Source organism: Streptomyces sp. NPDC087859, from assembly GCF_044742595.1.
Classification (GTDB): Bacteria; Actinomycetota; Actinomycetes; order Streptomycetales; family Streptomycetaceae; genus Streptomyces; species Streptomyces canus_F.
Genome location: NZ_JBIUUU010000005.1, coordinates 524442 through 543088, shown reverse-complemented (window position 1 = coordinate 543088; position 18647 = coordinate 524442). Strand labels below are relative to the sequence as shown.

The window sequence follows — 18647 nt, the reverse complement described above, 5'->3', positions numbered from 1 at the left end:
AGGTGTCCACGTGACCGGTCGCCTGAGGCGTAACCCGGAAGCGGCCGTCGCCCGCGCCCCGGGCCCGGAGCCGGACCTCCGCGAGAAGGCTGCCACCCGTGTGCCGGACGCCGAATCGGTGCTGCGCGAGGCATCCGTGACACCCGCTTCCCCGGCAGACCACCACGCGGGCGCACATCCCGCAGACGGCCCCACGCCCGCCGGCCGTGGCCTCCTGGCCCAGGAACTGACGCATGTCGTCGCACGCATGGCCGACGGCGGAGCGCAAGAACCGAGCGAGCGGGAAGCGGAACGGACAGCCGACGAGGTGGCACAGGGCCACCATGTCGGCCCGCCCCGCGAGTCCCCGGACACGGGCCCGGACCCCGAGCGACAGCCCACCTCCCTGACCGAGGTCCTCTCAGACCCGGGACCCGGCCAACCGCTGCCGGCGGCGACCCGTGACCTACTCGAGTCCCGCATGGGCGCCGACCTGGGGGACGTCCGGCTACACACCGACCACCGCGCCAACACCGCCGCCGCCGACCTGGAGGCCCGCGCGTTCACCTACGGCGACCATGTCTACCTGGCAGCGGACTCCTCTCCACAGGACATTCGCCTCATGGCCCATGAGGCAACGCATGTGCTGCAGCAGCGGGGCGGGGAACCTCGGGTGCACCGGGCGGCGAAGAAGCCGGATGACGGGAGCAGCATCAAGGGCAACCTGATCACCCTCGACAAGGTGCGGCTACCCAAGTGGAAGATCGGAGGTCCTGCCGGGTTGATGACACCAACCAAAGATGTCCTGGTCGGAAGGGCCGAGGACACTCAGAACGCGGCCGGGGACCGCGACACGGCACAGCGGGAGAAGTGGGACACCGCGGTCCGTCCCGCCGTACAAAACGTGATCAAGAGCTGGGTCGACAGAGCAGATCGTATAGCGGTCAAAGGCGAGCAACTCTACTTCTTCGCTTATCGCGCCACTGAGGGATACGTGATCGGCAAACAGGCGGACGTGATCCGACGCATCGGACGTCCCGCGTGGGATTCCAACGGCATTCCACACCTTTTCGATGTCGACCATTTCCAGGAGACGCAGATCGGTGGCGAGGACAACCCGGACAAGAATTACTGGCTTCTGGACGCCGCCACCAACCAGGCGGTCGGAGGCGCGATCAACGAAGAAATCAACAGCCGTATCCGGCAGGCCTTCAAGGATCGCGACGGCGCGGCTGCCGAGGAGGTGGATCCACAAGAGATCCGCAGGGACAAGAAGTACGAGATCCGTATTGCCCAGATCGTCCCGGGCCTCCCGAAGTTCCGCGCAGCCACGCCTACGCACTGGACCCGTGGTCAGATCGAGGCGGGCAGGTCGGCGGACACACTGACCCTCCTGTCGGAGGCACAGGCACGGAAGCGCGGGCTCATAGGTCCCGACGCGGCGAGCCAACTGCTGTTGTTCACCTCGGCGTACGGCGGAGCGGCAGTACGGATCCCCTGGATGGCCAAGAACGGAAAGCCCACCGCAAGCGAGTCCGGTTTCAAGCCCTTCCCCGGGTTCCGCATCACCGACATGGCCTTCGACGGCAAGACCGGGTTCCTCAAGGGCGTGGCCTTCAACGGCAGCCGGTGGATCAAGGATCAGGCGTGCGAGCTCGCCCTTGAACCCTTCGCCGACCTTCCTCAGGCGGCGCGGGTACCTGAACGCGACCTCGAACGCGCTGTCCGACGAGCGACCATGCGACGTTTCAGCCCGATCGACGTTGTCGCGGCCGAACTGAGCGACGTGGCGGGCCTGCGCATCCGGGGTGTGCTGCATCCAACGATCCCCATGTTGAAGGGCGCCTCCGTCGACATCGTCGTGGAAGGCGAGGACGTCTCCTTCGAGAAGACCTTCGTCGGTGGGGATCTCACTCTCCCACCACCGGTGCGGATCACGGAGTCCGCTCTCACCGTGAGCTTGGGCACCCGGGGCCTCGGGATCTCGGGTCAGGTCCTCTTCTCCGTGGACCGTCTCGGCCACGGCACACTGGGCGCGGACGCCTCCACCGGTGACGGATTCGGCCTCCGCGGCGGTTTCGACTTCGACTCCGATCTTTTCGAAAAGGCCCAACTCGACGTCCGCTACCACCGCAAGAGCGAGGAAGACTTCTCCTTCGGGGGTAAGGGCATCCTGGCCATCGGACCGAACAAAGTACGCGGCATCCGCAAAGCATCCGTCACCGCCGCCTTCGAGAATGACGCCTTCTCCGCCTCCGGCACCGCCGAGCTGGACATACCCGGCGTCAAGAGCGGCACCTTCGAGGTTCGTCAGGATCCGAAAGAGGGGTTCGCCGCCACCGGAGCCTTTCAGCTCGCCGACAACATCCCCGGCATCCGCAGCGGCGAGCTGTCCGCCTCGGTCGTCAAGAACCCCGTCGACAACCGCTGGAAGATCTCGGCCCGGGGCAGCGCGGTGCCTGCCATTCCCGGCGTCGACGCACACATCACAGCCCAGTACGACGACGGGGCGTTCACCCTGGAGGGCAGTGCCGCCTACGCCAAGGGAATGCTGAACGGCTCGCTGCTCATCGGCGTCACCAACCGCCCGGTCACCCCGGAGGGACAGCCGGCGGGCCCACCCGGCAAGGACCTCACCGCATACGGCGAAGGCAGCGTCACCGCGCGTCTCGCCCCGTGGCTCCAGGGCACCGTCGGCATACGGATCCTGCGCAGGGGCGAGGTCGAACTCGTCGGAACGATCGCCCTGCCCGACACCCTGAAGCTCTTCGAGGCCAGGAACCTGGAGCGCAACATCCTGCGCATCGGCCTGGACATCCCCATCGTCGGGGTCTCCGTCCTCGGACACCGGGTCGGCATCTTCGCGACGATCAGCGGCGCCCTCGACGCCGACGCGGGCATCGGCCCCGGCGAACTCCGCAAGCTGGCCCTGGCGATCACCTACAACCCGGCGCACGAGGACCAGACAAAGGTGACCGGCGACGCCCGGCTGTTCATCCCCGCCCATGCCGGTCTGCGGCTGTCCGTCCGCGGCGCGCTCGGCGCGGGCATCCCGCTGGTCAGCGCCGAGGCCGGGCTGGAGATCGGCGGGCGGCTGGGCATCGAGGGCGCCGTCGACGCCAGCCTGCACATCGACTGGACTCCGGCGAAGGGCCTGGTGCTCGACGCCGAGGCCAAGGTGTCCGCGGAACCCGCCTTCACCTTCGACGTCGCCGGCTATGTGCTGGTCGAGGCCGATCTGCTGCTGCGCACGGTCGAGTTGTACAGCAAGCGCTGGGAGCTCGCGAAGGTCGCCTACGGCTCGGGGCTGCGGATCGGGCTCACCTTCCCTCTGCACTACGAGCAGGGAAAGCCCTTCGAACCCTCGCTCACGGACGCCCGGCTCGAACTCCCCGAGATCGACCCCCGACAGGTCATCGGCGACCTCGTCCGACGCATCGCCTGAGGCATCACCTGCCTCATCCCCGGCCCCATCGCCTGCCTCATCCCCCGACGCCTCGCCCGACAGCAACCCGCAGGAGGTACCCGCGCCATGAACGACACCCTTGAACTGGCCGTGCTCCGTCACCTGCGCGGAGACCTGGAGGGGGCGGCCGCGTACTACCGGGAACTCATCGACGCCGACCCGCTGCACGCCACCGCGCTCAACAACCTGGGCTTCGCCCTGGCCCAGCAGGGCCGCCACGCCGAGGCCGTCACGCTGTACGAACAGGCCGTCGAGGCGGCCCCCACAGGTCCCACCGCCCACCTGAACCTGGGCAACGCCCTCGCCGCGACGGGTGACCTGGCCGGTGCCACGGCGGCGCTGCGCCGGGCGGTCGAACTGGCGCCGCAGGATCCGACACCGAGCGACAACCTCGCCCAGGTACTGCTGCTCTGCGGCCGGGCCGCCGAAGCGGAGTCCCTGTGGCGGGTCGCGGTGGCCCTCGCCCCGGAAGACGCACGGCTGCGCGTCTCGCTGGGCACGGCGGTGGCCGCACAGCAGCGGCTGCCCGAGGCGGCGGCCCTGCTCGGCGACGCCGTCACGCTGGACCCCTCGAACGCCTCGGCGTGGTCGCAGCTGGGCGCCGTACTCATGCTCCGTGGTGACCTGGGCTCCGCCGTGGACGCCCTGCGGCAGGCCTGCGCACTGCTGCCGTACGACGCCACAACACGCCACCATCTCGCCCTGGCCCTGTTGGCGCTGGGCGATCGCGTGGGCGCCACGGTGGAGCTGGAGGAAGCCGTACGGGCGGCGCCCGACCGGATCGGTCTGCGGGCCGACCTCGCCGCCGTGCACCTGTCGGAGCACCGCTGCGCCGAGGCCCTGGCGCACGTGGACGCCGCCGAGGCCATGGCCGCCAGCGCTTCCGAGGAGGCGGTCCGGGAGCGGCTTCGCGCTTACCGGGCCGCCGCGGCGCAAGGGCTTGCCGGCACGGCGACGGGCCAGTGACGTCCGCGCCGAACCATGGGGGACATGACCACCGAGGCATGGACCGGCAAAGGCCCGCGGTTCCCTCTGCGCCCGGGCAGCGACGGCAAGTTGGCGTACGCCACAGGCGACGAGCTCGTTCGGCAGGCCATCGCCACGATCCTCGACACCGAACCCGGCGAGCGGGTGATGCTGCCCGGGTTCGGGTGCGGGCTGCGGCGCTATCTCATGGAACCGAACACGACCGCGACGCGGGCCGGCATGCGCCACGACATCGAGGACGCGCTGGCGCGGTGGGAGCCGCGGGTCCGCGTCACTAACGTTGCGGTGACGCCCGGCGAGGAGCCTTCGCTGGTGTGGATCGACATCTCTTACGTGCGGCTGGTGGACCGGCGCGAGGACAACGTGGTCTATCCGTTCTATCTGCGGTGAGGGCGGGGTGAGCGGCCGATGGCGCTGATGGGTCCCATCCTCGACGACCGCACATACGAACAGCTGCGGACGGAGCTGATCCGGCGGATCCCCGTCCATACGCCGGAGTGGACCGACCACAACGAGAGCGACCCCGGGATCGTCCTGCTGGACCTGTTCGCCTACCTCGGCGAGTCGCTGCTGTACCGCTTCAACCAGATCCCGGACGCCACCAAGGCCGCCTTCCTGCGGCTGCTGGACGTACAGCCGCGGCCCGCCCGGCCGGCCCAGGTCCTGCTCGTGGCGCAGACGGAGGCCCCGGACGGTGTCCAACTGTTCGCCGGGCGGGAGGTGGGCGCCGGTCCGGTGTCGTTCGAGACCGGCGGCGAGGTCTACGTGTGGCCGCTGGAGGCACTCGGCGCAGGCAAGGCGGCGGCCCCCCGGCTCGGTGACGACGACCCGTACGAGAAGGCGCGCCGGGAGGAGGCCGTGCGCCGCGCGCAGGAGAAGAAAGGTGCCCGCACACAGGTCGAGTTCTACGACACGGCCGTACTGCCGACGGATCCGACCGCGCCGGACGCCGTACCTCTGGACGTGGACGGGACGCTGGACCAGGCGTTGTGGGTGGCACTGCTCGACGGCCCGACCACGGATGTGCGCCGGATCGAGGGGCACACCGTCTTCCTCGGCATCGCACTGGACGAGAGCGTCGACAGGCCGTTCAGCGTGGACACGGCCGACGCGGAGGACTACCGGTCCACCGGATTCGACCGGAACGGGCCCGGGATGCGATGGGAGCTGTGGCAGAACACCACGGACCCCACAGACGCCACGGACAGCACACGCGAGCCATCCTTCGTACGGCTGGAAGTCGTCCAGGACAGCACAGCTGGGCTCACCACAAGCGGAGTCGTCGCGCTCACCCTCCCCCGTCCCCTGCCGCCCCGCCCGCCGGCACAGCCCCCGTCGACCCCGACCTCACCGCCCCGCCTCGACGATCCCGAGCAGGCCCGACGGGTGATCGCCTGGCTGCGGGCGACGCGTCCGCCGGAGAGCGGGTCGGGCCTGCACCGAATCCGCTGGATCGGGGCGAACGCGGTGGAGGCGGTGCAGGCCCGGACGAGCGCCGGGGCGGAGCTGCTGGGGGTCGGCACCGGTGACGGCGGCCAGGTCTGCCGGCTCACCCAAGCGAACGTGCTGCCCGGGACGGTTCTGCTCGAAGTGGAGGAGGACGGCGTCTGGCGGACCTGGACCGAGACCGAAGACCTTTCCCTCGGCGGGCCGGGCGACCGGCTCTTCGCGGTGGAAGCGGCCGATGGGCTGGTGCGCTTCGGCCCGGGCGGGCAGCAGGGCCGGGTGCCGCAGATCGGCCAGCGGATACGGGTGCGCTCGTACCGCTATGGCGGAGGCGCCGCCGGCAATGTCCCGGCCGGTGCGGTGACCGCCGTCACCGGTGCCGGCGGCGTCACCGTCACCAACCCGCTCCCCGCGGACGGAGGGCGCGACGCGGAGGCACTGGACGCGGCGCTGGACCGCATCCCAGCCGAGGTGCACCGCCGCGACCGGGCCGTGGTCGCCGACGACTTCCGCGATCTTGCCCTTCGCATTCCCGGGGTGGCACGGGCGGAGACCCTGCCGCTGTTCCATCCCGACACGCCCGCCCAGCCCGCCGCCGGAGTCGTCAGCGTCGTCGTGTTCCCGACCGACGACGTGCGCGACCCGGGCGCGCCGCTGCCGGACCGGGCCCTGCTGCGTCGGGTGGCCCGGTATCTGGACAAACGGCGCCTGCTGACCACCGAGTTGTACGTACTGCCGCCCGAGTACCGGAAGGTGTCGGTCGCGGTGGGGGTGGCGGTGACGGACGGCCACCAGGTCGACGCGGTGCGCCGCTGGGCGGAGTTGATCATTCGTCAGTTCCTGGCGCCCGTACCGCCGTACGGGCCGAACGGCGGCGGATGGCCGCTGGGGCGGGTGGTCCGCGGGGCCGAACTGGAGGCGGTCGCCGTCCAGGTGGAGGGCGTGGAGTTCCTCGAAGGGCTCGCTCTCGCCGAGGAGAGCGGCGACCGGGAGCACCCTTGGCGCACGGTGGCCCAGGTGGTCCTGCGGCCGTGGGAGGTGGTGGAGCTGGAGGACATCACCGTCGTTGCCGGTCCGCCCCTGGAGCCGGGCGCGGGGTACCGGCCGCCGCCCGGGCCTGGCGACGTCGTGCAGGTGCCGCTGCCCCGCGAGGTGTGCTGATGGAAGGCGACCGTGCGTTGTCCCTGCTGGCCGATGCGGACCAGTGGGCCCGCTGCCGGCACGAGAACACCGCGCTGATGCCCTGCGGGGGCGTTCAGCTCACCTGGGACGAGGACGCCCCGGTCCGGCCGGCCGACAGCGCCACCGGGCTGGCCTTCGACCGCTGGGGGCGCGCCTATCGCTCCCGGCCGGCGGCGGGCCGCGTCGATGTGATCCGTGCGGAGCGCACCGATCCGCTCGGCGGCACCCCCGGTCTGTTCACCTGGCCGCGCGAGCTGGCCGTGGACGGCGAACAGCGGCTGTACGTCGTGGAGTCGGGCGTGGAACGGGACACGGTCACCGTGTACGACATCTGGGCGGACCGAGTCCTGCGCCGCGTTCCCGTGGCGCGTCCGGTCGATGTCACGGCCGTCGACGCGTCTGCATACGTACTGGTGCACCACCCGGACGCCCTCGTCGTCCTGCACGGCAGGCGGGATCCGACGCCCGGTCCGACGCCTCGTCCACCGCGCTGTCATGGCCGTGTGAGGCCGTACCGGATGGCGGCCCGGCCGGACGGGACGCTGCTCGTGCTCTGGCGGAAACCGGACACGGCCCACGCCGTGGTGGCGACACTGGCCGGCGAGATCGTCGTGGAGACGCCGGGAGCCTCGGACTTCGCCGTGACGGCGGAGAACCTGCTGGTCGTGGGGCGGGCGCCCGGTCGTCCGTTCCAGCGCTTCGGACAGTGCGGGGACGGCCGGTGGCAGGAACTCGAGCCGGTCGCCGCCGACGGCTACGACGGCGGGGCCGTCGCCGCGGCACCCGACGGCACCGTCGCGTTCACCACCGAAGCGGGCATCGGCCGCACGGGCGGCACGCGGGCCGCACACCGTAGTGCCGGGCGGGTCGTGACCTACCGGCTCGACAGCGGGGCCCACCACACCCGTTGGGGGCGGCTGTTCCTGGACGCGTGCATTCCGCCGCGCACCGACCTACGGGTCGGCTTCCTCACCAGCGACGACGACGAGCCGCCCGGCGACCCCCTGCCATGGCTCCCCGCCGACCGCGGCACCGGCACGATCCGCCGCCCGGATCTCACCCCACCGCTGCCCTCCGACGTCCTGCTGGACGCGGCCCGCGCACCGAGCGGCCGCACGCTGCTGCGCCGCCCCACCGGGCGCGAAGGGCCCTGGGCACAGATCCCCGCGGACGACCGCTACGAGACGTACGAGACGCCGGTCGTCGCCGACCCGGGACGCTACCTCTGGATCGTCCTCGAGCTGTCCTCCGGCACCGCGGCCCTCACGCCCCGGGTACGGGCCCTGCGCGTGGAACGGCCGGGCCATCAACTGCTGCGGCAGCTGCCCCGATCCTGGTCGCGCGACGACGGGGACGCCGACTTCCTGCAGCGCTTCCTCGCCCCGGCCGAGGGAATGCTGCACGAGCTGGACGAGCGCGCGGCACGGCGCGAGCTCCTCGTCGACCCGTCGGCCGTCCCACAGGAGGCGCTGCAGTGGCTGGCCTCCTTCGCCGGGCTCACGGTGGACCGACGCTGGCCCGAGCACGCCCGGCGCACACTGATCGCGTCGGCGTACCGTCTCTTCCGACGCCGCGGGACGCTCGCCTCGCTCACCGAGATGCTGGGCATCTACCTGGGCCGGGAGCCCGTGATCATGGAGCGGTGGCGGCTGCGCGGCGTCCCCGGCGGAGTGCTGGGCGGCACACCGGGCGGCCGGGCGGCGGCTCCGGTGCTGGGCCGGATCCGCGTCGGTGGCACAGGCCCCGGCGAGGACGGCTACCGCACCGCCGCCCACCGCTTCACCGTCCTCGTGCACACCGCTCTTTCCACGGAACAGCTCGCCGTGGTCCGTACGATCCTCGACCTCGACAAGCCGGCCCACACTCTGTACGACATCTGCGAACTGGGCTGCGGCATGCGGGTGGGACGGCAGGCGCACCTCGGCCTCACCGCCGTCGTCGGCCCCGGCGCCGGGTGGGGTCCCGCGATCGTCGGCCAGGTCGCGGTCGGTGGAGACGGGATCGTGGGCGTACCCGCGGCGGGGGCCCGGGTACGTCAGACCGCCAAGGTCGGGGAGGTGCGGGTCGGATGACCGAACTGACCGTCCGCCGGCTGTCCGTCGCCGCCCGCACGGACGAGGGAACTTGGGACCCCGGGCGCCTCGACCGGCTGCTGCGCGGTGTGGCCGAGCACCGTCTGGAACACGTCGTCCGCGCGGCCGGGCTGCCTGCGGGCATCTGGTGCCTGCGCCGCCTCGACGTGCCCGTGCGGCTCGACCCGGCACGGCCGGACTCCGCCCTGGAGGAGGCCTGGGCCGAGGCGCTGGTGGCCGCGTTGCGTACGGCACTGGCGTCGGGGTCGGCGGACGCGGTGCGCTATGCGAACGCGTGGGACGGCCTGCTCGACCTGGTCTGCTCTGTCACCACCGGCCGTACGGCACGCAGTTGGGCCTGGCGCCAGGTCGGCCTGCTGCGTGCCGGCGACCCGGAACCCGACCGTGCGCCCCGGGCTCTGCTCCTCGCCCTGCTGCACCGGTACGCGTGCCAGGCGCCCGCCCTCGTCGCGGACGCGGCCGACCGGATCGGACTGCCCGCGCTGCACCGCGCCCTGGGCACGGGCGGATGGCAGACGGTCGCCGAGTCGGTACGCGCGGCGGCGTGCGGCGGTGTGACCTCCGGCGCCGGCCGCTCGGGGCACGGCGATCCGCTCTTCGCCGACAGTCGTGCAGTGGCGCGTACCGATGCAGAGGCCGTTCTGGTCGTCGCGCTCGCCGAGGCACTGGTCGCCGGGTCCCGGTTCGCCACGCGGGCCAGGCGTCCGGGGCTGCGACCCACTGTCGGCACGGTCGAAGCGTGGGCTGTCCTGGTCGTCGCGGAGACCGATCCCTCGGTGCTGCGACGGTCCCAGGCCCCCGAAGTCGTCGCGGCCGTGGCCCACTTGCTCGCAGGGGCACCCGCGTCCGTCGTAGGCAGCCCTGCATCCGGCGGGGCACGGTCGGCGCAGAGGACCCCTGCCAAGGACGGCGGCAGCGCCGCGCACTTGGGCGAGCCTCGGCGCCAGGACGCTGACGGCGGGCTCGCCCCGCCTTCCGTACCAACTGACCCGCCCGCACACCTCGTGACGCCCCCGGCGGACGACGATCCGGAGGATCCGGGGCGGCCCACATCCTGGGCTGGGCTGCTGTTCCTGCTGGCGACCGCTTCCGCCACCGGAATCCCGGAAACGGTCTTGGAGGATCCGGTGTTCGCGGGCCGCACGCTGCCCTGGGTGCTGCAAGGCGTCGCGCTGTCCCTGGTGCCCACGGGGTGCGCCGACCCCGCCGTCACCACGTTCGCGGGCACGGACCCCGAGGCGCGACCGCCGTGGGAGCGGGAGCCCGCGGCGACCGCGGCGGAACGGGACCGGATCGACGCGATCACCGACGCCTGGGCGGCGGTGACAGCCGCGGTCCTGGAGCCGGCCGAGGCCGGGCAGAAGCCGCGCGAGGCCGTCCACGCGCTCGTCCGCCGCACCGGGCACATCCGGCAGACACCGGGATGGACCGATGTCCGGCTGCGGGCCGACGAGATCGACGTCCGTGCCCGGCGGGCCGGGCTCGACCTGGATCCGGGCTGGGTGCCCTGGCTCGGCACGGTGGTGAGGTTCGTCTATGTCTGAGCGGACCGAGCAGGTGAGCCGGGCCCTGTCCGCGCGGGCCGCGACGCTGGCACAACGACTGGCCGAGCTGCTGGACACCACGTGCAGCGCCCAGTCGGGAGCACCACAGGCAGCGGGGTTCCTGCGGGACTGGGCGACGGCGGCGATCGCGGCCGGACCCGACGCCGGCCCGCGCGACGATCCGCTCACGGCGCTCATCGAGCGGTTCGGGCTCTGCGACGACGAGCGTGATCTGCTCCTGCTCGCCGGACTCCCCGAGGAACACGAGGGCCTGGCCGGTACGTTCCGCTCGCTCCACCCGCGCTCCGAGCCTCGCCCGACCGTCGGGCTCGCCGCACTGCTGATCGGCGACCCGCGGGGGGATCGGCCCGGACTGCGACGGCTGTTGGCGGAGGGGGCGGCCGTACGGCACGGCCTGCTCAGGGTCGAGGGCGGCGGGGCCGAGACCTGCTACGAGCGCGGCCTGGCCCCCGCCGCACGGCTCTGGGACGCGCTGCACGGCCATGACGCCTGGCCCGATGGCATCGAGCGGGTGGCCGTGGGCGAGCCACCGGCCGGGCTCGACGGCTGGCTCGCGCTGCCCTCCGTACGGTGGGCCGTCGACGCCCTGCGCTCCGCAGAACCCCGGACGCTGCTGCTGTCCACCGGCGACGAGGTGATCGCCGCGAGCCGGTGCGCGGCGCTGGGCACCGCCGCCGGCCGGTCGTTGACCGGGGCCCGCGTGAGCACGACGGACCGGGCCTCGATCGCCCTGGTCGCCGCGCACGCCGCCGCCCGCGACGCGGTGCCGCTGCTCTTCCTCGACGCGCCGGCCCAGGACGGCCGCCCGGTTCCCGCGCTGAACATCGAGGACCTGCCCGGGTCGGTCGTGGTGTGCGCCCCGCCGGGGACCATGCGTCCCGTAGGGCACCGCCCGGTGCTCGGTGTGCCTGCGGCCCCGGTCGGCGCGGACGACCAGCGCCAGACCTGGCAGGCCGAGCTGCCGGAACTGGCCGACCAGGCAGCCAAATTGATGTCCCGTCACCCCCTGGATCCGGCCCTGATCACCGAGGTCGCGGCGGACGTGCGCAGCATGCGCCGGCTGTCTGTCGCGGCAGGCCCGCCGGGGCGTCCGGCGCGCGGCGTCTCCGACGTGATCCGGGGGCGGGCAGGGGTGGTCCTGCCACCCGGGGTCGGGCTCCTGACTCCCGAGCTGTCGTGGCAGCGGCTCGTTCTGCCGGACGAACCGGTCGGCCAACTGCGCGACGCGGTGGCGCGGTTGGACCACGCCCCACTGGTCCTCGACAAGTGGGACCTGCTCGCCACGGCACGCGCCGACCGCGGGGTGCGGCTGATGTTCACCGGACCGCCCGGCACGGGAAAGTCCCTGGCCGCCGAGGTGGTCGCCACCGCCCTCGGCACCGATCTGCTCGTCGTCGACGTGTCCCAAGTGGTGTCGAAGTGGCTGGGCGAGACGGAGAAGAACCTGGCCGGTGTCTTCGACGCAGCCGAACGCACCCGCGCCGTACTGCTGTTGGACGAGGCGGACGCCCTCTTCGCCACCCGTACCGGGATCACGGACGCGCACGACCGCTACGCCAACCTGGAGACGGCCTACCTGCTGCAGCGCATGGACCGCTTCGACGGCCTGGCCGTGCTGACCACGAACCTGCGGCAGAACATCGACGCGGCCTTCCTGCGCCGCATGGACTTCGTCGTCGACTTCCCTCTGCCCGACGAGCACCACCGCCGGCTGCTGTGGGAGCTGCACCTGCCACGTGCCGCCCTGGCCAACGGTGTCGACCTCGGCCTGCTCGCCACTCTCTACCCCGTGCCGGGCGGCTGGATCCGCAATGCCGCCATCGCGGCGGCCTTCCTCGCCGCGCCCCGGGGCGGGCCGATCCACCAGGACCACCTTGTCCGTGCGATGGCCCGGGAGTACGCGAAGGCCGCCAGGCCCTTCCCCGGCAGCCCGGTCCCGGCCAGTTAAGGAGACAGCCCATGCCCACAACACGTGAGTACCGGTCGGAGGGGTCCGCACCCGCACAGGATCTGCCGGTCAATCCCTTCGTGGCGCTCCGGGTCTCCTACGGAATGCTGCTCGGCGAGGACGACTTCGGCGCGCTCCTGGGCAATCCGCGCGGCAAGCACATGCTGCACACCTCCTGGCTGCACGGCTCCGGCGTGATCTGGGGATTCCCGGTGACGGTCCCGGACGACCCGAAGTCACTCCGTGTGGGCGCGGGCCTGGCCGCCGACACTCTGGGCCGGGAACTCTCGCTGGAGGCCCAGCAATGCCTGTCCGTCAAGGCACTGCTGGAGGACTTCACGAAGCGGGGCGGAAAGATCTCCGGCGCGGGTCCGCACACCTACCGTCTGGTCGCCGTGTTCGACACCTGCCCGGCCGCCCCGGTCCCGGCTCTCGGCTCCCCCTGCGACCTCTCCCGCGAGCAGAACGAGTACTCCCGCACCGTCGAGCGGGTCCGTTTCGAACTCCGTCCGCAGGCGCCCGCGGACCGTCCCGTCCCGTACCCGCGGCTGCGGAAGCTGTTCGCCTCCGGCCCGCCGCAGGACCCGGCGAGCGCGACCGACCGGCTGCACGCCTTCCTCGAACTCGCCGCCCGGGACGCCACCGACCTCGGTCCGGCCGTGGGGCCCGACTCCCGTCCGACACTGTTCCCGGTCCCCGCTGCGGACGCCCCAGTCACGCTGGCCACCGTGGAGATCCGCGGCACCGGGGAGGCGGCCGAGGCCGGCGCCGTGGACCAGCTGGTGCGCCGCGTCCTGCTGCCCACGGATCTGCTGCAGGATCTCCTCGGCGCCCTGCGGCCCCCGCAGGAGGACGAAGCGGCGCCACCCGCTCCGCAAATACGCGACCCCCTCGACTGGGCTCCTGGCCATACGGGGTTCAGCTTCACCGTGACGCGGCCCCTGCACCCCGGGTCGGTCGGCCGGGGCTCGCTGGAGGTCGCCTCGCTCGGCGAGCGCGCGTGGGCCACCGCGAACGTCCGGGAAGTGACGTACCGCCAGGAAGGGGGCGTGGACACCGTCATGGTCACCCTCGGCGACTCCCCCCAGCACGATCTCGTCCGGGTGGTCGTCCACGGCACCGGACCCACCCCTGTCCTCGGCGCCGACCTCGTCCCGCTGGCCGGCCTCGACGGTGAGCCCCCCGGAAGCCGGACGGACGGCCGCGATGCCGTGATCATGCAGAACCTGGGGAGGGCCTCGTCATGAGCATCGCCCGGCTCAACGCCTTCGACGGACTGTTCCTGCGGTCCGCGCATCTGGAACGCATGCAGGAATACACCCGCTCCCTGGCCTATGCACTCGGGCAGTCGGGCGGCCCCGGCGTGGTGCACGGATACACCACCAGGCTCTCCGCCGACCGGCTCCACCTGGAGGTGGACCCGGGACTGGCCATCGGCGCGACCGGACGGCCCTTCCTCCTGGAACAGACCGCCACCCTGGATCTGACCGACCCCGAGGTCGTCCGGGACCAACCGGGCGCCGGCACACTGAAGATCATCGTCGTGACCGGACATGACGTCCCCTTCGGCCAGGAGAACGTCTACGGCGAGCTGTGCGCGGGCAGCGCGCTCGGCAGCACCGACGCGTACGTCCGAGAGGGCGCGGCCGTCAAAGTCGTGGACTGGCCGCTGCCCGGTCCCGCGAACAAGGCGGACGCGACCCTGCGGTCGCGCGTCGCGAACCTGTGGTTCGAGCGGGAGCGCACCGATGGCGCCCCCTGGATCGCGGACGACGACCCCACGGACTCCACCGACCTCCTCCGGCCCGACTGGGGCGCCGGGCTCGCCCCGCGGGCACCACACAGCCCGGACGACGTCCCGCTCGGAGTGCTGCTGCACACATCGAAGGAGTGGGTGCTCGACGTCTGGACCGTCCGGCGCGAACGCATGGACTCACCCGCGCGGCGGGCGCGGCAGCAGCAGATCGGGCTGCGTCCCTGGGATGTCTTCGTCGCGCAGGTCCTGCAGTTCCAGAACATGCTGGCCGGCGCCTGGGCCGGGGCGGCGCCGGCCGTGTCGTCCACCGCCGCCGACACCAACCGGGAAGTGCGCGAGAAGGTGCAGGCCGCCAGGGACGTCATCGTCTCCGCCCGGGCGCGCGCGAGCCTCGACGCGGTGCTGGAGTTGGTGCCGGAGGCGGTGGAAGGAGAGGCCCCGCCGGGAGACCTGCCGCCACTCGTCCACGGTCTCGGCATCGAGGAACTCCCGCCCGCGGGCTTCCTTCCGCTCGGCACGGGCACGGACGCCTCGGTGCAGGAACGGATCAGGGCGCTGTTCCCGCAGTCGGTCGAACTGACCTTCCGCGCCTGCCCGGTGGACGCCGTCCTCACCGCCGTCGAAGCCGCGCAGCACCTGCGCCGCATCCCCCTGCCGACAACGGAACGGGAGAGCCGGGCTCCGGTCGACATCCTGGTGCCCGACGGCACGGAGGGCGCCGGCGGCCTCGTCACCGACCGCCCCTGGGTCGCCTTCCGCCGCCACACCGACTGCGGCGACGCGCTCGAGAGCGTGGACCTCTATCTCTGCCGGGCCGACACACCCGACGACGCGAAGCGTCTGCTCGATGCACTCGCCGCCGGGCAGACCTCCCCCGCGCAGGTCGACGGCGTGGAACGGATCACCCTCCGCTACCCCGTCGGCGGATGGGCCCTGCCGGCGGAACAGCGAGCCGTGGAGAGGTGGAAGGCCGACGCAGGGCTGGTGACCGCCCTCGCGCTCACCCGGTCGCCCGAGCGGCGGACCCTGACCGGGGGACGCGCGGCGATGCTGCTGGACGTCTTCCCGGCACCGCCCGACCGGGCCCCCCGCACCGGCGGGGTCTTCGCCGCCCTGCGGAAGGAGCCGTCCCGGGACGCGATCGTCCTCATCAGGCACCCGGACAGGGACGGTCCCGGGTAGCCGGAGCGGGACGGGGCGGGTCCTGGGGCGTCGGAGCGGGACAGGGGGCGGCCCCGGGGCGTCGGCGCGGGACGCGGGCCCCTCCCAGGGCGCCGGAGTGGGACAAGGGCCGAACCCAGGGCGCCGGCGCGGGACGAGGGCCGATCCCGGTCACCGGACTCGGTGCCCGGTCGCCGTCACGAATCCCAGGCAGCCGAACGCGCTGCCCGGCCCCCGTCACGAGTCACGTAGCCGGACGCGGTGCCGGGCCGCGCCATGAGTTCCAGGCAGCCGGACGCGGCACCGGCCGCCGTCACGAGATGGTGGTCAGGTGCCCGTTGGCGCGTATCTTCCCCCGCTTCGAGCACCCGGACAGCAGGGTGGTGATCTCGGCTCCGGGCGGCACGCCCAGCTCACGGTCGAGCAGCTCGGTGTAGAGGTCCAGACTGCGGCGCGCCTCCAACCAGTTGCCCTCCGCGAGGTGCGCCTCGATCAGCACGCGCTGGGCGCTCTCCCTGAGTGGGTCGGCGCCGACGGCCTGCATCGCGGCCTCCACGGCCTGGGCATGGCACCCCAGTCGGGCGAGCTGACGGCTCTGCGCCTCAAGGGCGTGCAGCAGCCGCTGACGGATGCGCTCCCGTTCCATCAGAGCCCAGTCCTCGTACCAACCGGGCAGCAGATCGAGCGCGTCCATCGCGGTCGGTATCGCCCGGAGGTCGACGGAGCTCGCCGAGCCGTTCACCATCCGCGCCGCCCAGGCGGCGACGAGCCGGACATCGAGGAGTACGTCCCTGTGCAGGGTCAGCCCGTACTTGTCGACCTGCAGCAGTTCCGCCCCCACCTTGTTCAGGCGCCACAGGGCCGATCGCAGGTTCCCGGCGGCGCGGGCGTCGTCCCCGACGGGCCAGAGCGCACCCGCGGCGTGCCGCCGCTCGACCCGCCCCTGCCGTAGCGCGACGAACACCAGCAGCCGTTTGCTGCCTTCCGGGATGTCGATCCGCCGCCCGCCGAAGGCCACGAACGGGCCGCCGAACAGATGCAGTGCCGGCAGCGGGGCACGGGTCTCCTGGACAATGAGCTGCTGTACGAAGTCGGACGGCATCGCACCCCCTAGTGACGGCGCGCCCGCTCGGGCGGCGCGACCGGCGGCGTCACCGTAGCGTCGAGGCCGTCACCGCGCTGTCACAGCCGGCCCGCGTCGTCGGCGAAACAACCGAGGAACTCCCGGACCGCTTCGACGGCCGACTCGACGTCCGGGAACGTCAACACCCGCTCGGTGCTGGCCTGTTCGATATCGGGGTTCTGGCGCACGGTGACGAGCACCCCACCACCCTGAACCTCGACGCGTATCAGGCAGACACCGGTTCTGTTCGGCTCGTGCCTCATGGACGCCAGGGTGCCAGCACGCTGTCACCGCACCGTGGCAACGGGGCCCTGGCCGCCCTCGAAGGAGAACGGCTCCTGCGCGAGGGCCCTGGAGAGCATCGACGAGAACAGCGGTGAGGGCAGGAGGCCGTGCCGGTCGCGGAGCAGCTGCCTGAACGCGTGGTAGTGCCGGATCGCTTCCGCCGGGTCGTCGCGGGCCAGGTGCACGGACACGACCGTCCGATGGGCGCTTTCACGCAGAGGCGCGCTGCGCGTGCTCGCCGTCGCGGCCTCCAGAGCGAGCGTGAGCCGGCCCCGGGCGGCGAGGCGCTGGGCCAAGGAGTCCAGGGCATGGAGACGCAGTTGGCGAAGGTGTTCCCGTTCGAATCTGACCCAGTCCGCGTCCCATCCGGGAAGCAGGTCGGCTTCAGGGAGCAGCAGACGGAGCAGTTCGTCGTCGTACGCGTCACCGTCCGGCGAGTGCGCGGCGCGCAGCACGGATCGGGCGAGGACGCGCGTGTCGACCTCCACCGACTCCGCGAGCGAGAGATCGCCCCGGTCGCAGACCACGAGCGGCCGGTGTCCCCGGCCCAGCCGCCACAGGGTGGACCGCAGACAGCCCTGAGCGTGTTCCTCCGTGGCGTCGGGCCACAGCGTGCCAGCCACGGCCGCGCGGGTGGCACGGCGGTGCAGACCGAGGTAGGCGAGCAGGCGCCGGCCGCCCTCGCAGACCTCGACCGGGGCCGCGTCGCAGTCGAGCCGGAAGGATCCGAGGAGATGGAGACACGTGAGGGGTTTGCCGGGGGTCATCGCTCAGCCACTTCCCGCCTGGTGTCCCTGAACCACTCGGCGTCACCGGCGCGTTCTGCCTTGTCGCGCCGATGGTGGATGCGGCAGAAACGGTAACCGGCCTGCAGCAGCACGAGGAACAGAGTCGCCGAGGCGACGGCAGCCACGGTTTCGGACCAGTGGGCCAGCGCCACGTACATCCAGCCGGCCAGGACGGCCGGATATACCAGCATGGCGGCGAACGGCTCGTTCATGAAGCCGGCCAATGCATGCGGGCGCTTGACGAACTGGCCTTCCACGATCCACTGCAACTCGATGTGCCGACCCGCGTGGATCAGGCTGCCGCACTTCTCGATCCCGTACAGCTCGTAGGCGAACAGCCCCAGTGACACCACGAAGCCGAAGAGGCCGATCGGCAGCCAGATCGGCTTCGGTTCGCCCGGATCCCTGCCGATCAGCAACCCGACACTCGCCCCGCTCACCACCGGCAGAAGGCTCAGCAGCTTGGCGCGGAAGTCGTCGATCGCCCGGTAGCTCAGGCAGATCTCCTGGTAGACGGCCCTGAGTTGATCGTCTGTCGCAGGCTCGGGGTGCGCGGGACGCTCGGTCATGGTTGTGCCCTGCGCGCACATGCCCGGTCGTCCTTCACCGCGTCATGAGTGCTCATCCGTGGTCCCCCTCCACGTGAACGTCGTCCGAGGCCACCAGCGGAGCGCACCAGGGCGGCGGACGCCAGGAGGGAATCCCCTCCCGCGTGCGACGCCCTGCCGTCGCCGTTTCACACCCCAGTTGCGCCTGGCTCGGGCGCCGCACCACACGCCACCCACGAGAGCGGAATCGCCCCGCGCTGTCACACGGCGGGAAGCCGCCGCAACGGGGAACTCCCTTTCCCCTGACGGAATATGACGGA

The 18647-nt window shown here is 72.2% G+C and carries 13 protein-coding genes; 9 read left to right on the top strand and 4 right to left on the bottom strand.

Annotation, left to right across the window (positions count from 1 at the left end):
• Positions 1-10 precede the first annotated feature (10 nt).
• From ACIOHP_RS15105 to ACIOHP_RS15065, 9 genes are all read left to right on the top strand, one after another.
• Entirely contained in the window at positions 11-3424 is a 3414-nt protein-coding gene (locus ACIOHP_RS15105) for a DUF4157 domain-containing protein (RefSeq protein WP_401887463.1), read from the top strand.
• Between the two features lie 87 nt (positions 3425-3511).
• Positions 3512-4411, top strand: a complete 900-nt coding sequence (locus ACIOHP_RS15100) for a tetratricopeptide repeat protein (protein ID WP_401887460.1) — start codon at positions 3512-3514, stop codon at positions 4409-4411.
• Positions 4412-4435: 24 nt separating this feature from the next.
• Positions 4436-4822, top strand: a complete 387-nt coding sequence (locus ACIOHP_RS15095) for a GPW/gp25 family protein (RefSeq protein WP_401887458.1) — start codon at positions 4436-4438, stop codon at positions 4820-4822.
• 18 nt (positions 4823-4840) lie between these two features.
• Entirely contained in the window at positions 4841-7039 is a 2199-nt protein-coding gene (locus ACIOHP_RS15090) for a putative baseplate assembly protein (protein WP_401887455.1), read from the top strand.
• Positions 7039-9132: a phage tail protein gene (locus tag ACIOHP_RS15085; RefSeq protein WP_401887452.1), complete on the top strand. Its 2094-nt coding sequence runs from the start codon at positions 7039-7041 to the stop codon at positions 9130-9132. The genes ACIOHP_RS15090 and ACIOHP_RS15085 overlap by 1 nt, the downstream gene beginning before the upstream one ends.
• Positions 9129-10697, top strand: coding sequence for a hypothetical protein (locus ACIOHP_RS15080; RefSeq protein ID WP_401887449.1), 1569 nt, complete (start codon positions 9129-9131; stop codon positions 10695-10697). The genes ACIOHP_RS15085 and ACIOHP_RS15080 overlap by 4 nt, the downstream gene beginning before the upstream one ends.
• A complete protein-coding gene (locus ACIOHP_RS15075; protein WP_401887446.1) occupies positions 10690-12666 on the top strand; it encodes an AAA family ATPase in 1977 nt (658 codons plus the stop codon). Before ACIOHP_RS15080 ends, ACIOHP_RS15075 begins: the two co-directional genes overlap by 8 nt.
• Before the next feature lie 11 nt (positions 12667-12677).
• On the top strand, positions 12678-13913 hold the full coding sequence (locus ACIOHP_RS15070) for a hypothetical protein (protein ID WP_401887444.1): 1236 nt from the start codon (positions 12678-12680) through the stop codon (positions 13911-13913).
• A complete protein-coding gene (locus tag ACIOHP_RS15065) occupies positions 13910-15604 on the top strand; it encodes a hypothetical protein (protein ID WP_401887441.1) in 1695 nt (564 codons plus the stop codon). Before ACIOHP_RS15070 ends, ACIOHP_RS15065 begins: the two co-directional genes overlap by 4 nt.
• 292 nt (positions 15605-15896) lie before the next feature.
• Here the strand turns inward: ACIOHP_RS15065 and ACIOHP_RS15060 are convergent, their stop codons facing one another.
• The 4 genes from ACIOHP_RS15060 to ACIOHP_RS15045 all read right to left on the bottom strand — a co-directional run bounded on the left by ACIOHP_RS15060 (position 15897) and on the right by ACIOHP_RS15045 (position 18348).
• On the bottom strand, positions 15897-16685 hold the full coding sequence (locus ACIOHP_RS15060; protein WP_401887438.1) for a BTAD domain-containing putative transcriptional regulator: 789 nt from the start codon (positions 16683-16685) through the stop codon (positions 15897-15899).
• 80 nt (positions 16686-16765) lie between these two features.
• Complete coding sequence (locus ACIOHP_RS15055) at positions 16766-16969, bottom strand: hypothetical protein (protein WP_401887435.1); 204 nt, start codon at positions 16967-16969, stop codon at positions 16766-16768.
• A gap of 24 nt (positions 16970-16993) precedes the next feature.
• A complete protein-coding gene (locus ACIOHP_RS15050; RefSeq protein WP_401887432.1) occupies positions 16994-17758 on the bottom strand; it encodes a BTAD domain-containing putative transcriptional regulator in 765 nt (254 codons plus the stop codon).
• Positions 17755-18348 (bottom strand): hypothetical protein, encoded by a 594-nt coding sequence (locus ACIOHP_RS15045; protein ID WP_401887429.1) that lies wholly within the window; start codon positions 18346-18348, stop codon positions 17755-17757. The genes ACIOHP_RS15050 and ACIOHP_RS15045 overlap by 4 nt, the downstream gene beginning before the upstream one ends.
• Positions 18349-18647 lie beyond the last annotated feature (299 nt).

Coding starts and splice junctions, on each gene's coding strand:
- ACIOHP_RS15100 (WP_401887460.1), top strand. CDS start 3,512: ATGAACGACACCCTTGAACTGGCCGTGCTCCGTCACCTGCGCGGAGAC.
- ACIOHP_RS15095 (WP_401887458.1), top strand. CDS start 4,436: ATGACCACCGAGGCATGGACCGGCAAAGGCCCGCGGTTCCCTCTGCGC.
- ACIOHP_RS15090 (WP_401887455.1), top strand. CDS start 4,841: ATGGCGCTGATGGGTCCCATCCTCGACGACCGCACATACGAACAGCTG.
- ACIOHP_RS15085 (WP_401887452.1), top strand. CDS start 7,039: ATGGAAGGCGACCGTGCGTTGTCCCTGCTGGCCGATGCGGACCAGTGG.
- ACIOHP_RS15080 (WP_401887449.1), top strand. CDS start 9,129: ATGACCGAACTGACCGTCCGCCGGCTGTCCGTCGCCGCCCGCACGGAC.
- ACIOHP_RS15075 (WP_401887446.1), top strand. CDS start 10,690: ATGTCTGAGCGGACCGAGCAGGTGAGCCGGGCCCTGTCCGCGCGGGCC.
- ACIOHP_RS15070 (WP_401887444.1), top strand. CDS start 12,678: ATGCCCACAACACGTGAGTACCGGTCGGAGGGGTCCGCACCCGCACAG.
- ACIOHP_RS15065 (WP_401887441.1), top strand. CDS start 13,910: ATGAGCATCGCCCGGCTCAACGCCTTCGACGGACTGTTCCTGCGGTCC.
- ACIOHP_RS15060 (WP_401887438.1), bottom strand. CDS start 16,685: ATGCCGTCCGACTTCGTACAGCAGCTCATTGTCCAGGAGACCCGTGCC.
- ACIOHP_RS15055 (WP_401887435.1), bottom strand. CDS start 16,969: ATGAGGCACGAGCCGAACAGAACCGGTGTCTGCCTGATACGCGTCGAG.
- ACIOHP_RS15050 (WP_401887432.1), bottom strand. CDS start 17,758: ATGACCCCCGGCAAACCCCTCACGTGTCTCCATCTCCTCGGATCCTTC.
- ACIOHP_RS15045 (WP_401887429.1), bottom strand. CDS start 18,348: ATGACCGAGCGTCCCGCGCACCCCGAGCCTGCGACAGACGATCAACTC.